This is a genomic window from Micromonospora sp. NPDC003944, assembly GCF_053605225.1.
On sequence record NZ_JBSGIV010000029.1, the window covers coordinates 1 to 19,257 of the forward strand.

Genomic DNA, 19,257 nt, shown 5'->3' on the forward strand with positions numbered 1-19,257 from the left:
GTCGGGCAACGGCCCGACCCACCGCCGCCGTTCACCAGCCGGTGGCGATAACCGATCGGGTACCGAGGGTGCCGTTGGCCGCCCCCGGGTACAACCAGAGGATGCCCGTCGCGTTCTCCCGGGCCAGGATGTCGGGCTTGCCGTCCCCGTTGAAGTCGGTCATCCCGAACGAGGTGTAGTTGGTCCACCCGATGCCGACCTGGGTGATGGTCCGCGCCTGGAGGTCGTAGACCCGCAGCAGGCCGGTGTCGATCTCGCGTCCGTACAGCTCCGGCGTGGTGTCACCCACCACGTCGGCCACACCGAACCCGGCGTACTGCCCGTCCCAACCGTCGCCGACGTCGATGCGGGTCAGCTTGCCACCCGCCAGGTCACCCGGGTAGACCCACAGATCGTTGGTCGTACCCGCGGTGAAGACGTCCTGGTAGCCGTCCCGGTTGTAGTCGCCCACCCCGAACGGCCGGTAGCTGCACCAACCGGTGCCGAAGAACGTGGGCGTGGGGCTCAGATCGTCGGCGGTGCCCAGGAACACCTGCAGGTTACAGGTGACGTTGTCCCGGACGACCACATCCTGGTAGCCGTCGTGGTCCATGTCCGCGATGCCGAACGCGGTGAACTGGTTCCACCCGGAGGAGACCAGCCGTGGCGCGGTGAGCTGGTTGTTGACCTTGCGGTACCTCCACAGGCTGCCGAGGGTGTCCGTCGCGTAGACGTCGGTCTGCTTCGTGCCGGTTCCCGGCGGAGTCCAGGTGGTGGCACCGACCGAGGTGAGCGAGCCGCTTCCCGGGACGTTGGTCGCCCCGACCTGGGCGGGGGTGAGTGCCCGCTTCCACACCTGCAGGTTGCTGAGCATTCCGGCGTAGTGCGCCGTCGGTGCGCCCAGGTACTTGTAGCGGCCCACCACGAACTTGCCGGTGCTCGGCCACGTGGGCGTGGCGGTGTACTGCGTGCTCCCCTTGTGCGTCCCATTGACGTAAAGCGAGATCGTCCGGGTCTCGGCGTTGTAGGTACCGACCAGGTGCGTCCATACCCCCAGCGCCGTACCGGCGGGCGCTATCACCTGGGTGTACGACCAACTGCTGTCGGTGTTGCCGAGAGCGAACCGCCAGGTGTTGTCATCCGCGTTGTTCCAGAGCAGGAAGCGCGACGCGTTCGCGCCGTCCTCGCTGGCGATGACACCACCGGCGGCTGTGGGCTTGGCCCAGACCGAGATGCTGAACGACTTGCTCGTGTCGATCAGCCGCTCTGCATTGGTGAGCGCGGTCTTGTTGATGAAGTTGACCTGGGTCGCGGTCGCATCGGTGTTGAGTACGACGACCTTTGGGAAGAGCTCACCGGTGCGCCAACTCGCACTCGTTCCCGGCTTTTCCACCGAAGGATCGGTCACCTCGACTCCAAGCGCCTTGCCGCCCGAGATGTCGATGGCAGTGCTGACGGTGCTGTTGTCCTCGGACACCGACTTGTCGTCGAACTGCCAGGTGTGGTCGGAGGTGACAAGCGTCTGCCTTGGCTGGGCGGTGATGGTGGCGCTGCCGGCTTGGAGATTGGTGACCAGCCAACCGGTGGTGACCGCACCGGCGCCGACGGTCCAGAGGTCGGGGGTGCCGTCGCCATTGATGTCTCCGGCACGCAGGCTGAGCGCGGTACCGGTGTTCCAGCCGCTGGCGGCCAAGGCGCGGGCGGTGTAGCTGAGCTGTCCGGTGTCCTGGTTGTAGGCGAGGTTTGACCAGAGGTGCAGCGCGCCGGTGGTCCGGTTCCAGAGGAACATCGCAGCGCCCGTACTCGTCTGCGCGGTGCTGATCGTCCAGTTGTTCCAGTCGGCGCCACCCGTCGGGGTCAGTGCCCCGGTCGAGGTTGCCCCGAAGAACAGGCTGGTCCCCGGGAAGCTTGGGTAGTAGGTGAGTTGGTAGCCGTTCGTGGCATCCCCGCTGGTGCCGATCAGGTCGGGGAAGCCGGAGCCGGGCCCCCGCGCCTCACCGGCGTTCGCCAGTTGGATCGGCGATCGGCCGTATTCGTCGAGCAGGTTGCCGGCCATGAGGCTGGTCTGGACGCCGCCGCGCTCCGGCATTAAGGCCGAGCCATCACCGTTGCCGGCGAGGATCCCGCCACCGCCGGCGTTGTTGCCGGTCGGGTAGTAGATCAGCACGTCCTGAAGGTTGCCGCCGGTGAATCGACCCGTGATGACCTGAGCGCCGTCGAAGTCGGTCGGAGAGTTCTCCCCGGTGACCCCGTTTCCTCGCACGCCCATGTTGCTGATGCCCGGGTTGACCCCGGCCGAGCCGTTGTTTTTTGCCAGCCAGAGACCCGCCTTCAGGTTGTTCACCGAGCCGACGGAGAGAAGGTCGGTTCGGCCGTCGCCGGTCAGGTCGCCGTCCGCTGCCACTTCGGGTGAGGGGTTGGCATTGAAGGGCAGGATCGCGGTCTCGCCGAAGTTTCTACCCCCCGCGGTCACGCTGGTCACCGAGATCGTGTTGGTGAACCGGTTAGGGGTTACCTCGAAGCTGACATTGCCGTTTGCGTCGGGTGTCCTGCTCTGCGGGGGCGCTGCATTCAACTGGTAGACGTAATTGGTGGGTCTGGTCCCGCTGATCGGCGGCTTGACCGAGATGGTGATCGGCTGCCCGATCGTTGCCGGCGCCTGAAGATCTGCGATTACCGGTGGTCCGGCGCGGGTGGCGTCGAAGGTGAAGCGGCAGGTGACCGACCAGTTGCTCGACGTTTGGAAATCTGTCGTCTGAACCTTCCAGGCGAATGTCGTCGCGGTTCCAGAGCTCACGCCGTCCACCACCCCGGATGCTTTGGCGAGCGTGGACCTGGGCACAACCCATACCGCCGTGGTGCCGGACGAGTAGGTCAATGAATTGGGGTCGGTCGAGTCGATGAAGGTTTGCGTTCCGTCGGCGTTCGCTTTGGAAAGGCTGAAACTCACGCCGAGGGTGCCCTTGTTGGGGTCGGAGACTGGTGCATAGAGAGAAACCGCGGTATCGCCGACCACTGTGGGGCTTGCCGCGGTGCACGCTGTCGCGGGAGAGGTGCTGAGTCCGGTCGGTGCTGCGGGTGGATGGTTGTATTGAATGGTCAGCGTCGGGCTCGTCTCCAGGAACTCCTTCCAGCTCTTGGTGTCGCTGGCCTCGTTGGCGGCGACCATCCACAGGGTGCGGGTCGACTTCTTGGCCGTGACGTCAGCCTTGATCTGGTTGGTGATGTCGAAGGAGACGCCAGCGGCGTCACAGCCGCTGTAGCCGTAGGCGAAGCTCTTGCTGGCGATGGCGCTGCCCTTGCTCACCCCCTCCCAGTCATCCCAGTTGGCATTGCTGGAGCTCAAGGTGGTGCCTGGGCCGTAGATGTTTACCGTCTTGTCGTCGCAGTTCCAGGATCTGGTGTTTGTGATCTTGAAGATGGCATCTTTGATCTGGGCGCCGGCCAGGGTGGCAAACGGGACGGGAAAGTTGATCAGAGTGTTCGACCGCTGGCTTCCCGAGTTGCCCACCTGCATCCGGCCGGCGGGGTCCGGAGTGTTCTTCCAGTAGTTCGTCGACTGGTGCTGGTAGGAGATCGAGGCCCAACCGCTCATTCTGGGGCCGACTGGCGTCCAGTTGAAGGTGGGGTCGATGTAGAGGGGGTACACCGCCGCCGGGTCGTTCAGCAGCGCCCGGTCGGGGGTGAGCCGCAGCTTTCCGGCACCGATCTTGACCGCGATCGGGGCCGTTCGCGCCCCACGGCCGGGTCCGCCAGGGGTGGAAGCCGCTCCTCGTTCGGTCGTTCCAGCTCTTGCGCTCGCGCCGCTTGCGGAATCCCACATCGTGGGGGCGGGCGCGGTGAGTACCGTCCGGCCGCCACGATCGCGCCCGGTGATGTTGCCGGCAGAATCGGCTGTCAGCTCGACGCCCTTCGTGGCGGTGGCGAGGTCGAGGGCCGCCAGACGTGGATTGGCCGCAGCCTGCCGGTTCTTGACCACGAAGACATGCGAGAAGGAACCCTCGGTGTCGACCCGGACGGTCAGGTCGACCCCGGGCAGCACCTCGGCGTAGGTGGCGGTTGGCCCGGACAGGGTCGGTGCCGGCAGAGTCAGCGGGGCGGTTACCGACAGTGCGTGGTCGCCGCTGGTCATTTCGGCGAGTGGTCCACCGCCACCGGAGGAGACGCGGATCGGGTTGGTGGTGACAGCCGCCGTGATGCTGCCATCGGCTTTTCGGACCAGTGTCGGGTCCAGGTTCTTCCAGACGCCGTTCACCCTGGTGCGGGTGGGTACTGCCGACTCCGTCAGCTCCATCATCCCGTCTGGGCGGGCGGTGAACGTCGTGGTCGACGTACGGGCGCCGACTGCCTCGACCGGCTTACCAGTCCGCTTCGCCTCGACCATCGCCCGTTCGACGCTGAGTGGCGGGTCGGCCGGCTTCGGTGAGGGCTTGCTGGGCGCCGCAGCAGCCGGGATGCCGGGCAGGAGTGTGGCCGAAGTGGCCAGGAAGAGGCTTGCGACGACACCCCCGGCGAGCGTGCGTCTGGTTGTCGATGTCCCCGATTGAGGACCGATTTTGGGCATGAAGAGGTATCTCCCCCGTGTAGTCAAGCCGGCGGACGCGGAGCACGTCCGTTGGGCGGCCACAGTGAACCAGTACCGGCGGCGTCCGTGAAACGGAGCACGTCACACGGAGTCGTCCCTTTCGGACTCACTGCAGCGGATTTGCCGCTGCGACCGTGGTCACTTGTTATCGCACCGTTACCTTTGGGGGAAGCCGGCATGAAACATTGTTCGCGCCACGGGGGTGCGCGACGAGACACCCTGCGTGGATTTCTGATGATCTCGCAGAGGTGAGGGTGAAATGGCCGGGCACGGGGGATTACGCCTACTTACACGCCGCAAACGGCTGATGGTGCTGGCGGTGACGACGTCGATGGTTGCCAGCTTGTTGACCGGTACGCCCGCGGCGGCAAAGCCAGAGGACGGCGGGCTGTCCAAGCTCCCGCCCATGTCACCCGGACGATCGGTGACCGGAGTCAAGCCGCTGCCCACGAACTTTGTGACTCCACCCGACCAGGCCAAGTCGACCTATCGACCGACGCGGACGGCATGGCCGAAGGCTGCCTCGACGGCGGTCCAGGTGACGGCACCGGCATCTGCGGCCCGCACTGCGGCGGCGGCCAAGACGCGCGCGTCGGGTACCCCCGTCTGGGTGGCGCCGGTCGCCAGGGGCGGTCGCTACGCCGGTCCGCAGAAGATGCAGGTCCGAGTCGCGGACCGTGCCGCCACCGAGGCTGCCGGCGTGGACGGCGTGCTGCTCTCGGTGACGCCGACGACGAGCGGTTCGGCCAGCGGTGTGATGCGAATTGGCGTCGACTACGCGGAGTTCGCTGAGGCGTATGGCGGCAACTACGGCTCTCGGCTGCGGCTCGTGCGGATGCCCGCGTGCGCTCTCACCACACCGGCGATCGCCGCGTGCCAGACGCCGACCCCGTTGGCCTCGACCAACGACCCGGCAAGCAACTCGGTCTCGGCGGAAGTGCCGCTGACGACCGCCACCGCCGACAGCCGGTCCGCCGATTCGGCGATGGTTCTCGCCGCCGTGGCGGGTGCCGGCGACGAGGGCGGCAGGGGCGGCACCTATGCGGCGACCGACCTGAAGCCGTCCGGATCATGGACTGCGGGTGGTAGCACCGGCTCCTTCACCTACTCGTACCCGATGACGGTGCCGTCGACCCGGTCGAAGCTCGTGCCGCAGTTGGCCCTTTCCTACAACTCCGGTGGTGTCGACGGCCAGACCGTCGCGACCAACGCGCAGGCTTCGTGGGTGGGCGAGGGGTGGACCACACCGAAGTCGTACGTCGAGCAGACCTTCGTCTCCTGCGCGGACGACCCGGGTGGCAGCCCGTCCCCCGTGAAGACGAACGACCGCTGCTACGCGGGCCCGATCCTCACCATCGCTCTCAACGGATCGTCCAGCTCGCTGATCTGGGACTCCACCAGAAAGATCTGGAAAGCGCAGAACGACACGGGCGCGGTGGTCACCCGGGTCATGAACTCGGGCAACGGCAGCGGAACGAAGGACACCGACTACTGGCGGGTGACCGAACGGGACGGCACCGTCTACGAGTTCGGCCGTAACCGGCTCCCGGGTTGGACGACCAACAACCCGGAGACCAAGTCGGTCGACCACGTCCCGGTCTACTCGGCGCACTCGGGAGACCCCTGCTACAACGCGGCCGGCTTCAACTCGTCGGTCTGCACCATGGCGTACCGGTGGAACCTCGACTATGTCAAGGACGTCCACGGCAACGCCATGGCCTACTACTACAACCAGGCCACCAACTACTACGGCCGCAACGAGGGCGCCACCGACGTGTCGTACATCCGGGACAGCAACCTCGCCCGGATCGACTACGGCTTCCGCGACAACGGCGCGTACGGCATCGTCCCCAACCAGGTGGTCTTCAACACCGACGACCGCTGCCTCTCCGGCACCTGCAAGCCGCTGAACGAGGCGAACAAGGCCAACTGGCCGGACGTGCCGTTCGACCTGGTCTGCAACTCGGGCACGGACTGCAAGGCGTGGAGTCCTTCGTTCTTCTCCACGGTTCGGCTGACGTCCATCGAGACCCAGCAGTACGACGCGAGCCTCACCCCGCCGTACCGGAAGGTCGACTCCTACGCGCTTGCCCACACGATGCCGGCGACCGGGGACGGCACGGCGCCGACGCTGTGGCTGTCGTCGATCACCCGTACTGGGCACGACACCACCTCCGGCGGCTCGGCCAGCGCCATCGCCCTGCCGTCGGTGTCGTTCACGGGCATCAAGCTGCCCAACCGGGTGGACATCACGAGCGGCTACCCGTCGTTCTACCGGCAGCGCATCGCGACGATCACCACCGAGACCGGCTCGGTCATCTCGCCCAGCTACGAGCTGCCGCAGCCCTGCACCGCACCGGTGACGGTCAGTCCGGCATCCAACACCTTGTCGTGCTACCCCGTCTACTGGACGCCGGAGGGTCTGTCGGACCAGATCCGCGACTGGTTCCACAAGTACGCGGTCACCCGGGTCACCGCGACCGACCCCACCGGGGGCGCCCCGGCCACCTCCACCAGTTACCAGTATGTCGGCGGTGCGGCATGGCACTTCGACGACAACGAGGTGGTCAAGGCCAAGTACCGCACCTATGGCCAGTTCCGCGGCTGGGGCAAGGTCCAGGTCCGCAACGGTGACGGTGTGAACGACCCCCGCACCCTGGGTGAGACCACCTACTACCGTGGCATGAGCAAGAACAACAACACCACGGTCGTGAACGTCACCGACAGCGCCGGCGGCATCCACGAGGATGTCGACCAGCTTGCCGGGCGTGCCTTGGAGACCACCTCGTACCTGGGAGACGGCGGTCCGATCGACAACTCGACCGTCACCTCGTACTGGGTGTCGGGCGCGACCGCGACCCGGAGCCGAACGGGACTTCCGGCGCTGAGTGCGACGTTCAGCGCGCCGGTGCAGACCTGGCGACGGCAGGCGGTCACCTCCGGGTCGAGCACCACCTGGCGATACAGCCAGACGGACATGTCGTACGACGACTCGACCAGCTCGGCGACCTTCGGCCTGCTGCAACACTCGTACGACCACACCGTGCCGGCGAACCCCGCCTACGACAGGTGCACGAGCACGACGTACGCCCCGGCCAACAGTGATCTCAATCTGGTCGGCCTAACCAGCCAGGTCGAGACCGTCTCAGTGGCCTGCGCGGGCTTCCGCGCCGGCTCGCCGACCTCGGTGCCGGGCAGCACCAACACGCTGACCGCCCCGACCACCGTCAACCGTCCCGCACAGGTCGTCTCGCACGTCCGGACCTACTACGACGACACGCAGTTCTCGACCACGTTCCCGCAGGCCGCCCCGAGCCGGGGCAACGTCACCATGGTCCGCAAGGCGTCCGACTGGGCCTCCGGCGGGTACGTCTACCAGACCACCGACAAGGCTGAGTTCGACGCGTACGGCCGGGTCACCGGCAGCTGGGACGGCAACGACCACAAGGCCACCACCAGCTACACCGACAACGCCGCCGGCCTGACCACCGGCATGAAACTGACGAACGCCGAGGGTCACGCCACCTCGACGACCATGACGACGCTGCGCAACCTCCCCACGATCAGCACCGATGCCAACGACGTGGCCACTCGATCGCAGTACGACGCACTCGGTCGGCTCAAGGCGGTCTGGCTGGCGTCCAGGCCCACGAGCGCTCTGCCGAACGTGAAGCACAGCTACACGATTTCCAAGAGCGGGCCAACCGCGACGACAACCGAGACGCTGAACCTCAACAACGCGTACGCGACGACTACCACCATCTACGACGCCCAGTACCGGGTGCGGCAGACCCAGTCGGACACCAACTCGGGCGGTCGGATGGTCGCCGACTCGTTCTACGACAGCAGGGGTTGGGTGCGGGCGACCTACAACGGCTGGTGGGACGCCGCCAGCACGCCGGACACGACTCCGGTCTATGCCGACTCGCTGCTGAAGAAGGCCCTGAACCAGACCTTCAACACCTACGACGGGCTCGGCCGGGTCATCTTCGCCGAGAGCGCCCGCGACGGCGTGGTCAAGTCGTCGACCAGGACGGTGTACAACGGTGACCGCACGACGGTCATCCCGCCGACGGGTGGCACCGTCACCGCCACGGTCAACGACCCGATGGGCCGGCTGGAAAAGCAGCTCCAGTTCACCGCTGCGCCTACGCTGGTCTCCCCGTCGAACCCGTTCACCGGCGTGTACCGGCTCACCGGCGGCACCTCAGTGGACAGCAGCTACGGCTACGACGAGCATGGCAACCAGTCGACCGTGACCGACACCGCCGGCAACCCCTGGACCAGCACCTTCAACCTGCTCGGGCAGGTGATCAGCAAGGACGACCCGGATGCCGGCACCAGCACCATCCGCTACGACGGCGCCGGCAACGTCATCGAGTCGACCGACGGCCGCGGCAAGACCGTCTCGTACACCTTTGACAAGATCAACCGTCGCACGGCGAGCTTCGCCGCGCTGACCTCCGCGCAGTCGACGAGCAACAAGTTGGCCACCTGGGTCTACGACAACGACAACAGCGCCGCGTCGATCACGAACCCGATCGGCAAGCTCACCACTGCGACCGCCTTCCGTAACGGCGCCGAATACAGCACTCAATGGACCAACTTCGACTCCTTCGGCAATTCGAAGGGCGAGACGATCACCATCCCCGCCGTCGAGGGGGCACTCGGCAACACGTACGCGTTCGGGCACACCTATTCGACGACGACCGGGCTTCCCTCTACCGACACCTATCCCGCCAGGGGAAACCTGCCCAGCGAGACAGTAGTTCGGAGCTACAGCGGGATTCTGGACCTGCCGACGGTCGTCGGTGGGCTCGCCGGCTACAGCGCGTCCGTCGACTACGACGCTTGGGGGCGGGTCACCCGTAACCTCGTGGGCCTTGCGAACAGCGGGGCCTCGATCGTCAACGTCTACGACGACCACAACGGGCGACCCAAGCAGCAAGTCGTCACCAAGACGACGACCACCACCACGGACGTTGGCAAGCGGGACTACGAGTACGACCTGTACGGCAACATCACCAAGACCGTCGACACCCGCTCCGACCCGAGCACCGCGTCAGAGACGCAGTGTTACCGGTACGACTCGCTGCGGCGGCTCACCAAGGCATGGACGGCAACCGACGCCTGCGCGGTCACCCCCACCTTGGGTAACCGCGCCATGGTCGGCAGTGGTATCGGTGCCACCAGCGCCTACTGGACCGAGTGGACCGTCGACTCGCTCGGCAACCGGAAGAGCCAGACCCAGTACTCGACGTCAGGCGGGACCGACACCACCACCAACTACGCGTACGACGGCAACGCAAAGGGCCAGCCGCACACGTTGACGAGCACCGCCACCTCCGGCGGACTCACCGGCAGCACCTCGTACGCCTACGACGACGCGGGCAACATGACCACCCGCAAGGCCGGGCAGGGCACCCAGACCCTGAACTGGGACGATGCCGGTGAGCTGGCGTCGGTGACCGGCGGCACGGGTGGTAACAGCTCGTTCCTCTACGACGCCGACGGCAACCTGCTGATCCAGAAGGACCCGGGGCTGACCACCCTCTACCTGCCCGGTCAGCAGATCACCCTCAACACCAGCACCCAGGCGTTGAGCGGCACCCGCTACTACCCGCTGCCCAGCGGCGCGATGGCCTATCGCACGGGCAGTGGCACCGCCTATGGGTTCATCATCCCGGACCACCAGGGCACGCCGAACCTCTACCTGAACAACACGGCCCAGGTGCCGACGTGGCGGCAGTACACCCCGTACGGCGCGCCCCGCGGCTCCACCGTCACCGCACCGGACAACCGTGGCTTCCTTAACCAACCGTTGAACACGAACACTGGCCTCACTCAGGTCAGCGCCCGGAACTACGACCCGACGATCGGGCGATTCGTGTCGGTCGATCCGTTGCAGGACCTGGCCGATCCGCAGCAGTGGAACGGCTACTCCTACGCCAACAACTCCCCGGTCACGATGAGTGACCCGGACGGTCTGATCCCTGCCGACTGCCTGGAGTTCGACTGCCGCGGTTACGACCCGCGTCCCCTCAAGGAGGGGGACGGTCGTGGTGCCGGCGGCTGCCCGGGCGGCTGCGGCACCAAGGCGAACACCGACTGGGGTAAAGCGAACGGTAAGTCGAGTACCAAGTCGGGGAAGGTCGATAACCCGCGCAGCCTGGGCTACGGCATTGTGGTGCCGGAATCCGTTCGGTTCGAAGAATTCATGCGCCGATGGAACAACGAGCGTGCAGCTTGGTATCGCACGATGGGTCGGGACGGCAACGACTTCCTAATGGAGCAGGACACCCGCCAACTCGCGATGCTCGTATGTGCGGAGTTGCGCTCCAAGGGAGTATGCGGTGACTGGGAGGAAGACCTGTTCTTCCGCAGTGCCGAGTGGATTCTCGCGAATATGCCCGACGACGATCGTCTCTTCTCCATCAAGACGCCCAAGGGCGGCAAGGGTGGGAAGGGGTGCAATTGTGGTTGTAAGAGCTTCAGTGGTGACACCGAGGTTCTGATGGCGGACGGATCCACCAAGCGCCTTAAGGATATTGAAATTGGAGACGAGGTTATGGCCTCGGATCCGGAGGTGGGTGAGCAGGGTCCACGAGTTGTTACACACGTGTGGGTCCACGCCGACGATCTCGTTGATCTGCAGCTCTTCGGATCTGCCGTTAGGACTACCGAGGATCACCCGTTCTGGAATCAGACTGATCGGCAGTGGCAGCGAGCTGATGAGTTTGATCCAGGCGATCTGGTGTTGTCAGCCGACGGCCGCACCCGACTCGTCCTGGGCATCCGCCCGAACACTGTTCAGCAGGATGATGCCTACAACCTTACTGTTGACGGCCTGCACACGTACTATGTTCTGGTGGGCCAGACTGCAATTCTGGTTCATAACTCCAACGGGTCTAATCCCTGGGGAAATTCGAGCGAATGGACGCGAGGTCGCGTGCCAACGAGTGGCGGCCCGTCGGACGGAATTCTTTATCGACGTGGTGCTGGCGGCGCCATCGTCGATTGGGGCGTATACGATAGCAAAGGCAACCTGAAATATCGAACCGATCTCTTCGGTGCTGCGCACAAGGGTGTCGAAACGCCTCACTGGCAGCCCTATCAAGAAAACGTCAACCCTAAGGGAGTAGCCTTCGTGCAGGAGACAGGAGAGGCTCATTCCGGCGTGGGTCCTGCAGGCGGGCCGCCCTGTGGTTTCTGAGAACTGCTGATGGGTTATTCACCATCATTCGTTGATCTCTACATGGCGATTCCTCGTCAATGTGAAAGTGGCGGTCGTGGTCGATTTTGAGGAATTAATCCGGTTGGCCGGCTCGCAGAGCTGGCAGGATCGCGCGAGGGCAGGCCGAGAGCTTGTGGCGCACCTGGGTGGGCCGGTCGCAGACGCGGTCGTTCTGCGGTTGCTGCTGGACACGAAAGACACCGCTGTCACCGTTGCCACGGCAGATGCCTTACTAAATCGCGGTGACTTCATTTCGTGGCGGATGTTTGCTCGTGGGTGGGCTGAAGCTCGGGAGCAGAAAGGAATGACAAATCATATCGATCATCTTTACAGCTCTTTGAACGGTGCGATGTACGCTGCAAGCTTAAGCCTTGAGAAATCTGAAGCCCTCAAGCGAGTGGTGGAGAAGCTTTCTGTCGATAATGACGAAATAGTGCGGTCCACCGCGGCGGAGCTTCACAGTTTGGTATCCGAAGGTTTGTGACATCAGGCGGACACCTTGCCGGTGGTCACAATTGGTAGACGTCCTGATTGTCGGGACGATGACATAGGACTTCGGCGGGCGACGGGCGGCGGGAGCGGTTCGTCGCCCGCCGAAGTCAATTATCTAGGATATGGGTCGATGCGCGGCGATGGCCGAAGCCGAGCGGTGGAGCCGCACCTACGCCCCGCATGGCAACGGCTCATCGCTCTATCAACACACGTACCATCGATGGGGTGCGCCGTCCTCGATCACCACGGCCCGCAAGCGCCACGCGGCCCCGCCTGCTCGTCGCCCTGACCGCCGTCGTCGTCCTCACCGCCACCACCGCCGCGTCCTGCGGCGACGAAGGCCCCGACCTCGCCCTGGCGTCGGCCGCCCGTAACCCGGTCACCGAGGTGATCGACGCCCCGGCCACGGTGACAGCCCGCGCCGCCGCCACCCTCACCGCCCCCGCCGACGGCACCCTGAAGAGCCTGCGTGTCCAGCCTGGACAGCGGGTGAAGCGCGGGCAGGTGCTCGCCATTGTCGACTCGCCGAGCGCGCAGCAGCGTCTCCGGCAGGCCAAGGAGGCGCTGTCCGCCGCAAAGCGCGCCGGTCGGGGCGTCGGAGCGGGCAACCTGACCAGCAGCCGGCGCGGCACCGACAAGGCCGCCGACGAGGCGTTCGACGCCGCCCGTAAGGCCGCTGACAAGATCGCCGACCCGCAGTTGCGGGACGCGCTGTTGACCCAGGTGACGTCGGCGCAGAAGCAGTACACCGCCGCCGCGCGCAGCGCCGACCAGGCGGTACGCGCGGTGCAGCGGGGGATCAACGGGTTGAGTTCCGCCGTCGGCGCGCTCTCCGCGGCGCAACGGCTTCAGGCCCAGCAGGCGTACGACCTGGCGAAGGCGACTGTCGACGCGCTGACCCTGCGCGCTCCGATCGCCGGGGTGGTGCAGCCGGGTGGCACCCGGGCCGGCGGCGGGGCGAACGCCGGTCTGGCTGGCCTGTTGGAGCAGGCCGGCGGGGCCGGCCTCGACCCGTCCGTGCTGGCCCCCAGCCAGGGTGGTCCGCCAGCCGGGGTGGACGACGCGGTCGCGGTCGGCGGGCTGGTCACCGCCGGAGCGCCGGTGCTGACCGTGGTGGACACCGGGCAGTTGGGTCTGCTCGCCGAGGTGGACGAGACCGACGTGCTGCTGGTCAAGGCCGGCGTGCGGGCCACCGTCGAGTTGGATGCCGTCACCGGTGCCAGCTACGACGCCATCGTCCGGTCGGTCGACGTGCTCCCCACCAACTCCGCTCAGGGCGGGGTCACCTATCGGGTACGCCTGGCGCTCGGTGCCGGGAAGCTGGCCGAGGACGAGCCGGCCCCGGCGCCCCGCCCCGGCATGAACGCGATCGTGCGCCTTCGCGTACGCGAGGCTGTCGACGCGGTGACCGTCCCCGCCTCGGCGGTGTTCTCCGCCGACGGCCGGGACGCGGTCTGGGTGGTCCGCGACGGTAAGGCGGACCGGGCGTCGGTGACAGTTGGCGTCCAGGGGGCCGACCTGGTGCAGATCGTCGACGGCGTGCAGCCCGGCGACCGGATCGTGGTGCGCGGGGCCGACCAGGTCCGCGAGGGCCAGGAGGTCCGGTGACCGGACCCGCCGTCGCGGATCCGCCCGGCCAACGGCCGCACGGGGAGCGGGTCCCGGCGATCGAGGCGGTGGACGTGTCCCGGACGTACCAGCTCGACGGGGTGTCGGTGCAGGCACTGCGCGGGGTGTCGTTGACCGTGCAGCCGGGTGACTACGTGGCCCTGGTCGGGCCGTCCGGGTCGGGCAAGTCCACCCTCATGCACCTCCTCGGCGGGCTGGACCGGCCGACGGGCGGCAGACTGGTGATCGGCGGGCGGGACGTCAACGCCCTCGCCCCACCGGAGATGGCGACGTTGCGCAACGAGACGATCGGCTTCGTCTTCCAGGCCTTCCACCTGCTGCCGCGTACCTCGGCAGTGGAGAACGTGGCGTTGCCCCTTGTCTATCGGGGGGTGTCGGCCCGGCAGCGGCGGGAGCGGGCGGCGGCGATGCTGGGCCGGGTCGGCCTCGGGCACCGGCTGGACCACCGGCCCAACCAGATGTCCGGCGGCGAGCAGCAGCGGGTGGCGATCGCCCGCGCGCTCGTCACCGAGCCGACGGTGCTGCTGGCCGACGAACCCACAGGCAACCTGGACAGCGTCACCGGCGCCGCGGTGCTGGAGCTGTTGGAACAGTTGAACGCGGAGTCCGGGGTGGCGCTGGTGATGGTCACCCATGACCAGGAGGTGGCGGCCCGCGCCCAGCGTCGGATCACCATGCGCGACGGCGTTGTCGTGGCGGACAGCGCCGCGACCGCACGCCCTACCGCGGACAGCGCCGACTCGAACTCCGGCCATGATCGACCGCCGTCCGCTGATCACGGTCGACCTGCGACACTGGTCCCCGCTCCCAGCGCGGAGCCCCGGTCCGCGTCCGGAAGCGGCCCGGGGCACCCGTCCGGTGGCTCCGGTGGCGCCGCCGGAGCCACCGGGCGCCTTCCGCACAAGACCGAACCGGGCGACGCCGAACCGGGCGACGCCGAACCGGGCGACGCCGAACCGCGCGACGCCGAACCGCGCGACGCGCGCGACGCGGCTGCGGGTGACCGCGCAGCCGAGCACTTCGGGGGTACGGCGTGAGAGTCGCCGAGGCGTGGCGGGTGGCGCTCGACGCCCTGCGGGCGAACCGGCTGCGCAGCGCGCTGACCATGCTCGGGGTGATCATCGGGGTGGCCTCGGTGGTTCTGCTGGTGGCCATCGGCACCGGCACCAAGCAGAAGGTCGAGCAACAGGTCGAGGGCCTCGGCTCCAACCTGCTGCTCGTCGTCCCCGGCCGGATCGAGGTGGGCAACGCACCTGTCGTCTCGCCGTTGACCCTCAAGGACGTGGACGCCGTCACCCGGGTCGTCGGTGACCCCGATCGGGTGGCGGTCACCGTCGCCTCCGGGGCGACCGCGCGGGCCGGGGCCCGTTCGGACTTCACCACCGTGCAGGGCGTCCTGGAGACGACCCCGGCGGTCTTCACCCGGTCGCTGGCACGGGGACGCTATCTCACCGGCACCGACGTGGACACCAGCCGACGGGTGGCGGTGCTCGGCGACTCGGTGGCCCGTGCGCTCTTCCCCGACCGGGACCCGCTCGGTCAGCAGGTGGCGCTGGCCGGGGTGCGGTTCCGGGTGATCGGCGTCTTCGCGCCGCTCGGGCAGAGCCTCGGCGTCGACCGGGACGACGAGGTGCACGTGCCGGTGACCGCCGCGCAGCGGCTCTGGGGCACCCAGCGGGTCGACGGCATCGCGGTGAAGGCCCCGGACCGGGAACGGATCGACGAGCTGGGCGAACGGATCGTCGCCGAGCTGAACCGCCGCCACCCGGACACCGAGTTCAGTGCTGTCACCCAGCAGCAGATCCTCGGTGTGCTCGGCGACATCCTGGGTGTGCTCACCGGGGTGCTGGCGGCCATCGCCGGCATCTCGCTGCTCGTCGGCGGGGTCGGCGTCTCCAACATCATGCTCGTCAGCGTCCGGGAGCGGACCCGGGAGATCGGGCTGCGCAAGGCCGTCGGCGCCCGTCCCCGCGACATCGGTGTGCAGTTCCTGCTGGAGGCGGTGCTGCTCACCACTATCGGTGGGCTCACCGGGATGGCGCTGGGGGTGGGAACGGCCCTGCTCGTCGACGCGCTGTCGCCAATCCCGGCGGCGATCACCTGGTGGTCGTTGGCGCTCGCCTTCGGCGTGTCGGCGGTGGTGGGCATCGTCTTCGGGGTGGTTCCCGCGCAGCGCGCCGGCCGTCTCGACCCGGTGGTCGCGCTGCGCACCGAATGAGCAGTGGCGGCACAACCGGACGGCGGGCGCGGACGGGCCGATATCGGGAGCGTGGACCGGGTGAACCGGCCACCGAAACATGATCAGTTGCAGGAAGGGATCGCGCCGGTCACAACCGCCCCGCTACCGTACTGGTAACACGCGCGTCGCTGGCCCGGCCCGGAGCATCCGTCGGGTTGGCACGCGCCGGGCATGGGATGGGTCGGTGAGCCATGGCCGGGTCACAGTCCGACGGGCGGCTGTCGGAGGTCAAGTTCCTGACCGTCGCGGAGGTGGCGACGGTCATGCGGGTGTCGAAGATGACCGTCTATCGCCTGGTGCACAGCGGTGAGCTCACCGCCGTCCGGGTCGGCCGGTCGTTCCGGGTGCCCGAGCACGCGGTGCACGAATATCTCCGGGGTGCCTTTCAGGAGACCGCCTGAGCCACCGCCCTGTCCGCCGATCCCCGGCTGACCGGCATCGGTGGACGTAGGGAGTTACCTCGCGAGCCCCGCGGTCGCGCGCCAAAGGCGGCTGCGACGGGGGCGCGTTGGTCCGGCTGACGCCCTCCGGCTACCCTGGAGCCCGACCGAGACCCCGCCGGTGCGCCCCGCCGCCCAGACTGGTCCGGTCCGTTGTCCGCAAGCGGTCGCCGTCGCCACCTGCGTGGTGTCATCCGGTCCGCCCCGCACGTTGTATCGAAAGGCTGTCGTATGGGCTCGGTGGTCAAGAAGCGCCGTAAGCGCATGGCTAAGAAGAAGCACCGCAAGCTGCTGCGCAAGACCCGCGTCCAGCGTCGCCGTCTCGGCAAGTGATCGCTGCCGGGCCCGACGGACAGGCTGGCGGCGCGTGTTGCGCCGAAGCGCCCCCAGCCCATCCGATGGCCCGGCGTTCGGCGTCACTGGCCTTACTGTCGATCTCCGGAGGCTCAGGTGATCAGGCCGTGGTCGTCCCGGCTCGGTCCGTCCTGCCGGGGTAGGTGCGTCAGATGACCCCCGGTGGCACCTCAGGTGCTCCGGGGGTCGTCGTCGTGACCGGGGTCGGCCGTTACCTGGGTGCTCACGTGGCGGCCCGACTGGCCGCCGACCCACGCATCGAACGGGTCATCGGGGTCGACGCACCGGACTCCGGCACCGAGTTCACCGACCTGCTGGACCGGGTCGAACGGATCCGCGTCGACAGCGGTTCGCTCGGTGGGCTCCTCGCCGACCTGGACGTCGACGCCGTGGTGCACCTCGCGCTCGTCACCTCACCCGACCCGCAGCACGGTGGCCGGTCCGCGATGAAGGACCAGAACGTGATCGGCAGCATGCAGATGCTCGCCGCCTGCCAGCGGGCCCCCCGGCTGCGCAAGCTCGTGGTCCGCTCGTCGACCGCCGCGTACGGGGTGTCGTTCCGGGATCCTGCGGTCTTCACCGAGGAGACCGAGCCCCGGGAGGTGCCGCGCGGCGGTTTCGGCCGCGACATCCTCGACCTCGAGGGGTACGTCCGCGGGTTCCGCCGCCGCCGGTCCGACGTCACCGCCACGGTGCTGCGCTTCGCCCCGTTCATCGGCTCGACCGCCGACACGACGTTGACCCGCTACTTCTCGCAGCCGTTCGTGCCGACCGTCTTCGGTCGTGACCCCCGACTGCAGTTCCTGCACTTCGACGACGCGCTGGAGGTGCTGCACCTGTCGATCGTGGAGGACCATCCGGGCACGTACAACGTCGCCGGCCCCGGGGTGCTGTCGTTGTCCCAGGCGATCCGCCGCGCCGGCCGGGTGGCCGTGCCGGTGCTGGAGCCGGGTCTCTCCGGGGCCGCCGCGCTGGCCCGCACGATGGGCTTCGGCCGCTACGGCCTGGACCAGGTCGACCTCTTCGTGCACGGCCGGGTGGTCGACACCAGCCGGCTCGAGCAGGAGTACGACTTCACGCCCCGCTCGACCGCCGAGGCGTTCGACGACTTCATCCGCGCCCACCACGGTGGGGTGGTGGTCACCCGGGACCAGTTGGCCGCTGCCGAGCAACTCGTCCTGGACGGCATCCGGCAGGTCCGCTCGGCAGTGCGGGAGCGGTCGACATGAACGGGCCGGAGGAGGGGCGCGACCCGCAGTCGGTCGGGCGGTTCGACGTACCCCAGCAGGTGCCGGAGCCGGACGCGGAGCCGGCGCGGCGCAACGGACACCGACCGGCCGCCCAGGCCGCGCCGACGCCGGCCCCGACCGCGACGCCGGCTGACGAGGTCGACGCCGGGTTGCCCGGCGGCACCGAGCCGGCCGTGTCGGACCGGCCCGGGGACCATTGGGACCGCAAGGTCGCGAACGGGTTGGCGTTCCTGCGCCGGAGGCTCTCGGGTGACTACGAGGTCGACGAGTTCGGCTTCGACTCGGAGTTGACCGACGCGGTCTTCCATCCGCTGCTGCGGCTGCTCTACCGGGACTGGTTCCGCACCGAGGTCAGCGGCCTGGAGCACGTCCCCGTGGACGGGCCAGCGCTGGTGGTCGGCAACCATTCCGGGACTGTGGCACTCGACGCCCTGATCCTCTCGGCGGCGCTGCGCGACAAGCACCCCGCTCACCGTTACCTGCGGCTGCTCGGTGCCGACCTGGTGTTCCGGATGCCTGTGGTCTCCGAGTTGGCCCGTAAGACCGGCGGCACGGTGGCCTGCAACCCGGACGCCGAGCGGCTGCTCGGCGGCGGCGATCTGGTCGGTGTGTTCCCGGAGGGTTTCAAGGGCATCGGCAAGCTCTACGCCGACCGCTACAAGCTGCAACGTTTCGGGCGGGGCGGCTTCGTCTCGGCGGCGCTGCGCACCGGCACCCCGATCGTTCCCGTCGCCATCGTCGGCGGCGAGGAGATCTACCCGATGCTCGCCGACATCAAGCCCCTGGCGCGGCTGCTCAAGCTGCCCTACTTCCCGGTCACGCCGACGTTCCCGCTGCTCGGCCCGCTGGGCATGGTGCCGCTGCCGAGCAAGTGGCTGATCGAGTTCTGCCCGCCGATCCCCACCGCCCACCTGACCGACTCGGCGGACGACCCGCTCGTCGTCTTCAACCTCGCCGACCAGGTGCGGGAGACCATCCAGCAGACCCTGCACACGCTGCTGGAGCGACGACCGGACCCGTTCGGCCCGTAGGAAGTGCTGGCCGACGGTCACCGG

At 67.8% G+C, this 19,257-nt stretch carries 9 protein-coding genes and 1 pseudogene; 9 read left to right on the forward strand and 1 reads right to left on the reverse strand.

All coding sequences use genetic code 11. The features are described 5' to 3' along the window. Nucleotides 1-31: 31 nt before the first annotated feature. On the reverse strand, nucleotides 32-4,543 hold the full coding sequence (locus ACWER9_RS16300) for a LamG-like jellyroll fold domain-containing protein (RefSeq protein ID WP_452302594.1): 4,512 nt from the start codon (nucleotides 4,541-4,543) through the stop codon (nucleotides 32-34). A 427-nt stretch (nucleotides 4,544-4,970) separates the two neighbouring features. Between ACWER9_RS16300 and ACWER9_RS16305 the strand changes: the two genes are divergently transcribed. The 9 genes and pseudogenes from ACWER9_RS16305 to ACWER9_RS16345 all read left to right on the forward strand — a co-directional run bounded on the left by ACWER9_RS16305 (nucleotide 4,971) and on the right by ACWER9_RS16345 (nucleotide 19,233). After that, nucleotides 4,971-11,777 carry a polymorphic toxin type 24 domain-containing protein gene (locus tag ACWER9_RS16305; RefSeq protein WP_452302595.1) on the forward strand — a complete coding sequence of 2,269 codons (6,807 nt, stop codon included), beginning with the start codon at nucleotides 4,971-4,973 and terminating at the stop codon, nucleotides 11,775-11,777. 31 nt (nucleotides 11,778-11,808) lie between these two features. Beyond that, complete coding sequence (locus tag ACWER9_RS16310; protein WP_452302596.1) at nucleotides 11,809-12,282, forward strand: hypothetical protein; 474 nt, start codon at nucleotides 11,809-11,811, stop codon at nucleotides 12,280-12,282. A gap of 188 nt (nucleotides 12,283-12,470) precedes the next feature. Beyond that, the gene (locus tag ACWER9_RS16315) at nucleotides 12,471-13,898 is read left to right on the forward strand and encodes an efflux RND transporter periplasmic adaptor subunit (protein WP_452302597.1); all 1,428 of its coding nucleotides are present in this window, start codon (nucleotides 12,471-12,473) and stop codon (nucleotides 13,896-13,898) included. Beyond that, a pseudogene (locus ACWER9_RS16320) lies at nucleotides 13,895-14,830 on the forward strand (ABC transporter ATP-binding protein); the annotation flags it as partial. The gene ACWER9_RS16315 and the pseudogene ACWER9_RS16320, both read left to right, overlap by 4 nt. A 122-nt stretch (nucleotides 14,831-14,952) precedes the next feature. Beyond that, nucleotides 14,953-16,137, forward strand: a complete 1,185-nt coding sequence (locus tag ACWER9_RS16325; RefSeq protein ID WP_091402733.1) for an ABC transporter permease — start codon at nucleotides 14,953-14,955, stop codon at nucleotides 16,135-16,137. 212 nt (nucleotides 16,138-16,349) lie between these two features. Continuing rightward, the gene (locus tag ACWER9_RS16330; protein WP_007465625.1) at nucleotides 16,350-16,559 is read left to right on the forward strand and encodes a helix-turn-helix domain-containing protein; all 210 of its coding nucleotides are present in this window, start codon (nucleotides 16,350-16,352) and stop codon (nucleotides 16,557-16,559) included. Between the two features lie 270 nt (nucleotides 16,560-16,829). Continuing rightward, nucleotides 16,830-16,931, forward strand: coding sequence for a 30S ribosomal protein bS22 (locus tag ACWER9_RS16335; RefSeq protein WP_007465623.1), 102 nt, complete (start codon nucleotides 16,830-16,832; stop codon nucleotides 16,929-16,931). Between the two features lie 173 nt (nucleotides 16,932-17,104). Further along, nucleotides 17,105-18,181 (forward strand): NAD-dependent epimerase/dehydratase family protein, encoded by a 1,077-nt coding sequence (locus ACWER9_RS16340; protein WP_452302598.1) that lies wholly within the window; start codon nucleotides 17,105-17,107, stop codon nucleotides 18,179-18,181. Further along, complete coding sequence (locus ACWER9_RS16345; protein WP_452302599.1) at nucleotides 18,178-19,233, forward strand: lysophospholipid acyltransferase family protein; 1,056 nt, start codon at nucleotides 18,178-18,180, stop codon at nucleotides 19,231-19,233. Before ACWER9_RS16340 ends, ACWER9_RS16345 begins: the two co-directional genes overlap by 4 nt. The last annotated feature ends 24 nt before the right edge of the window (nucleotides 19,234-19,257 follow it).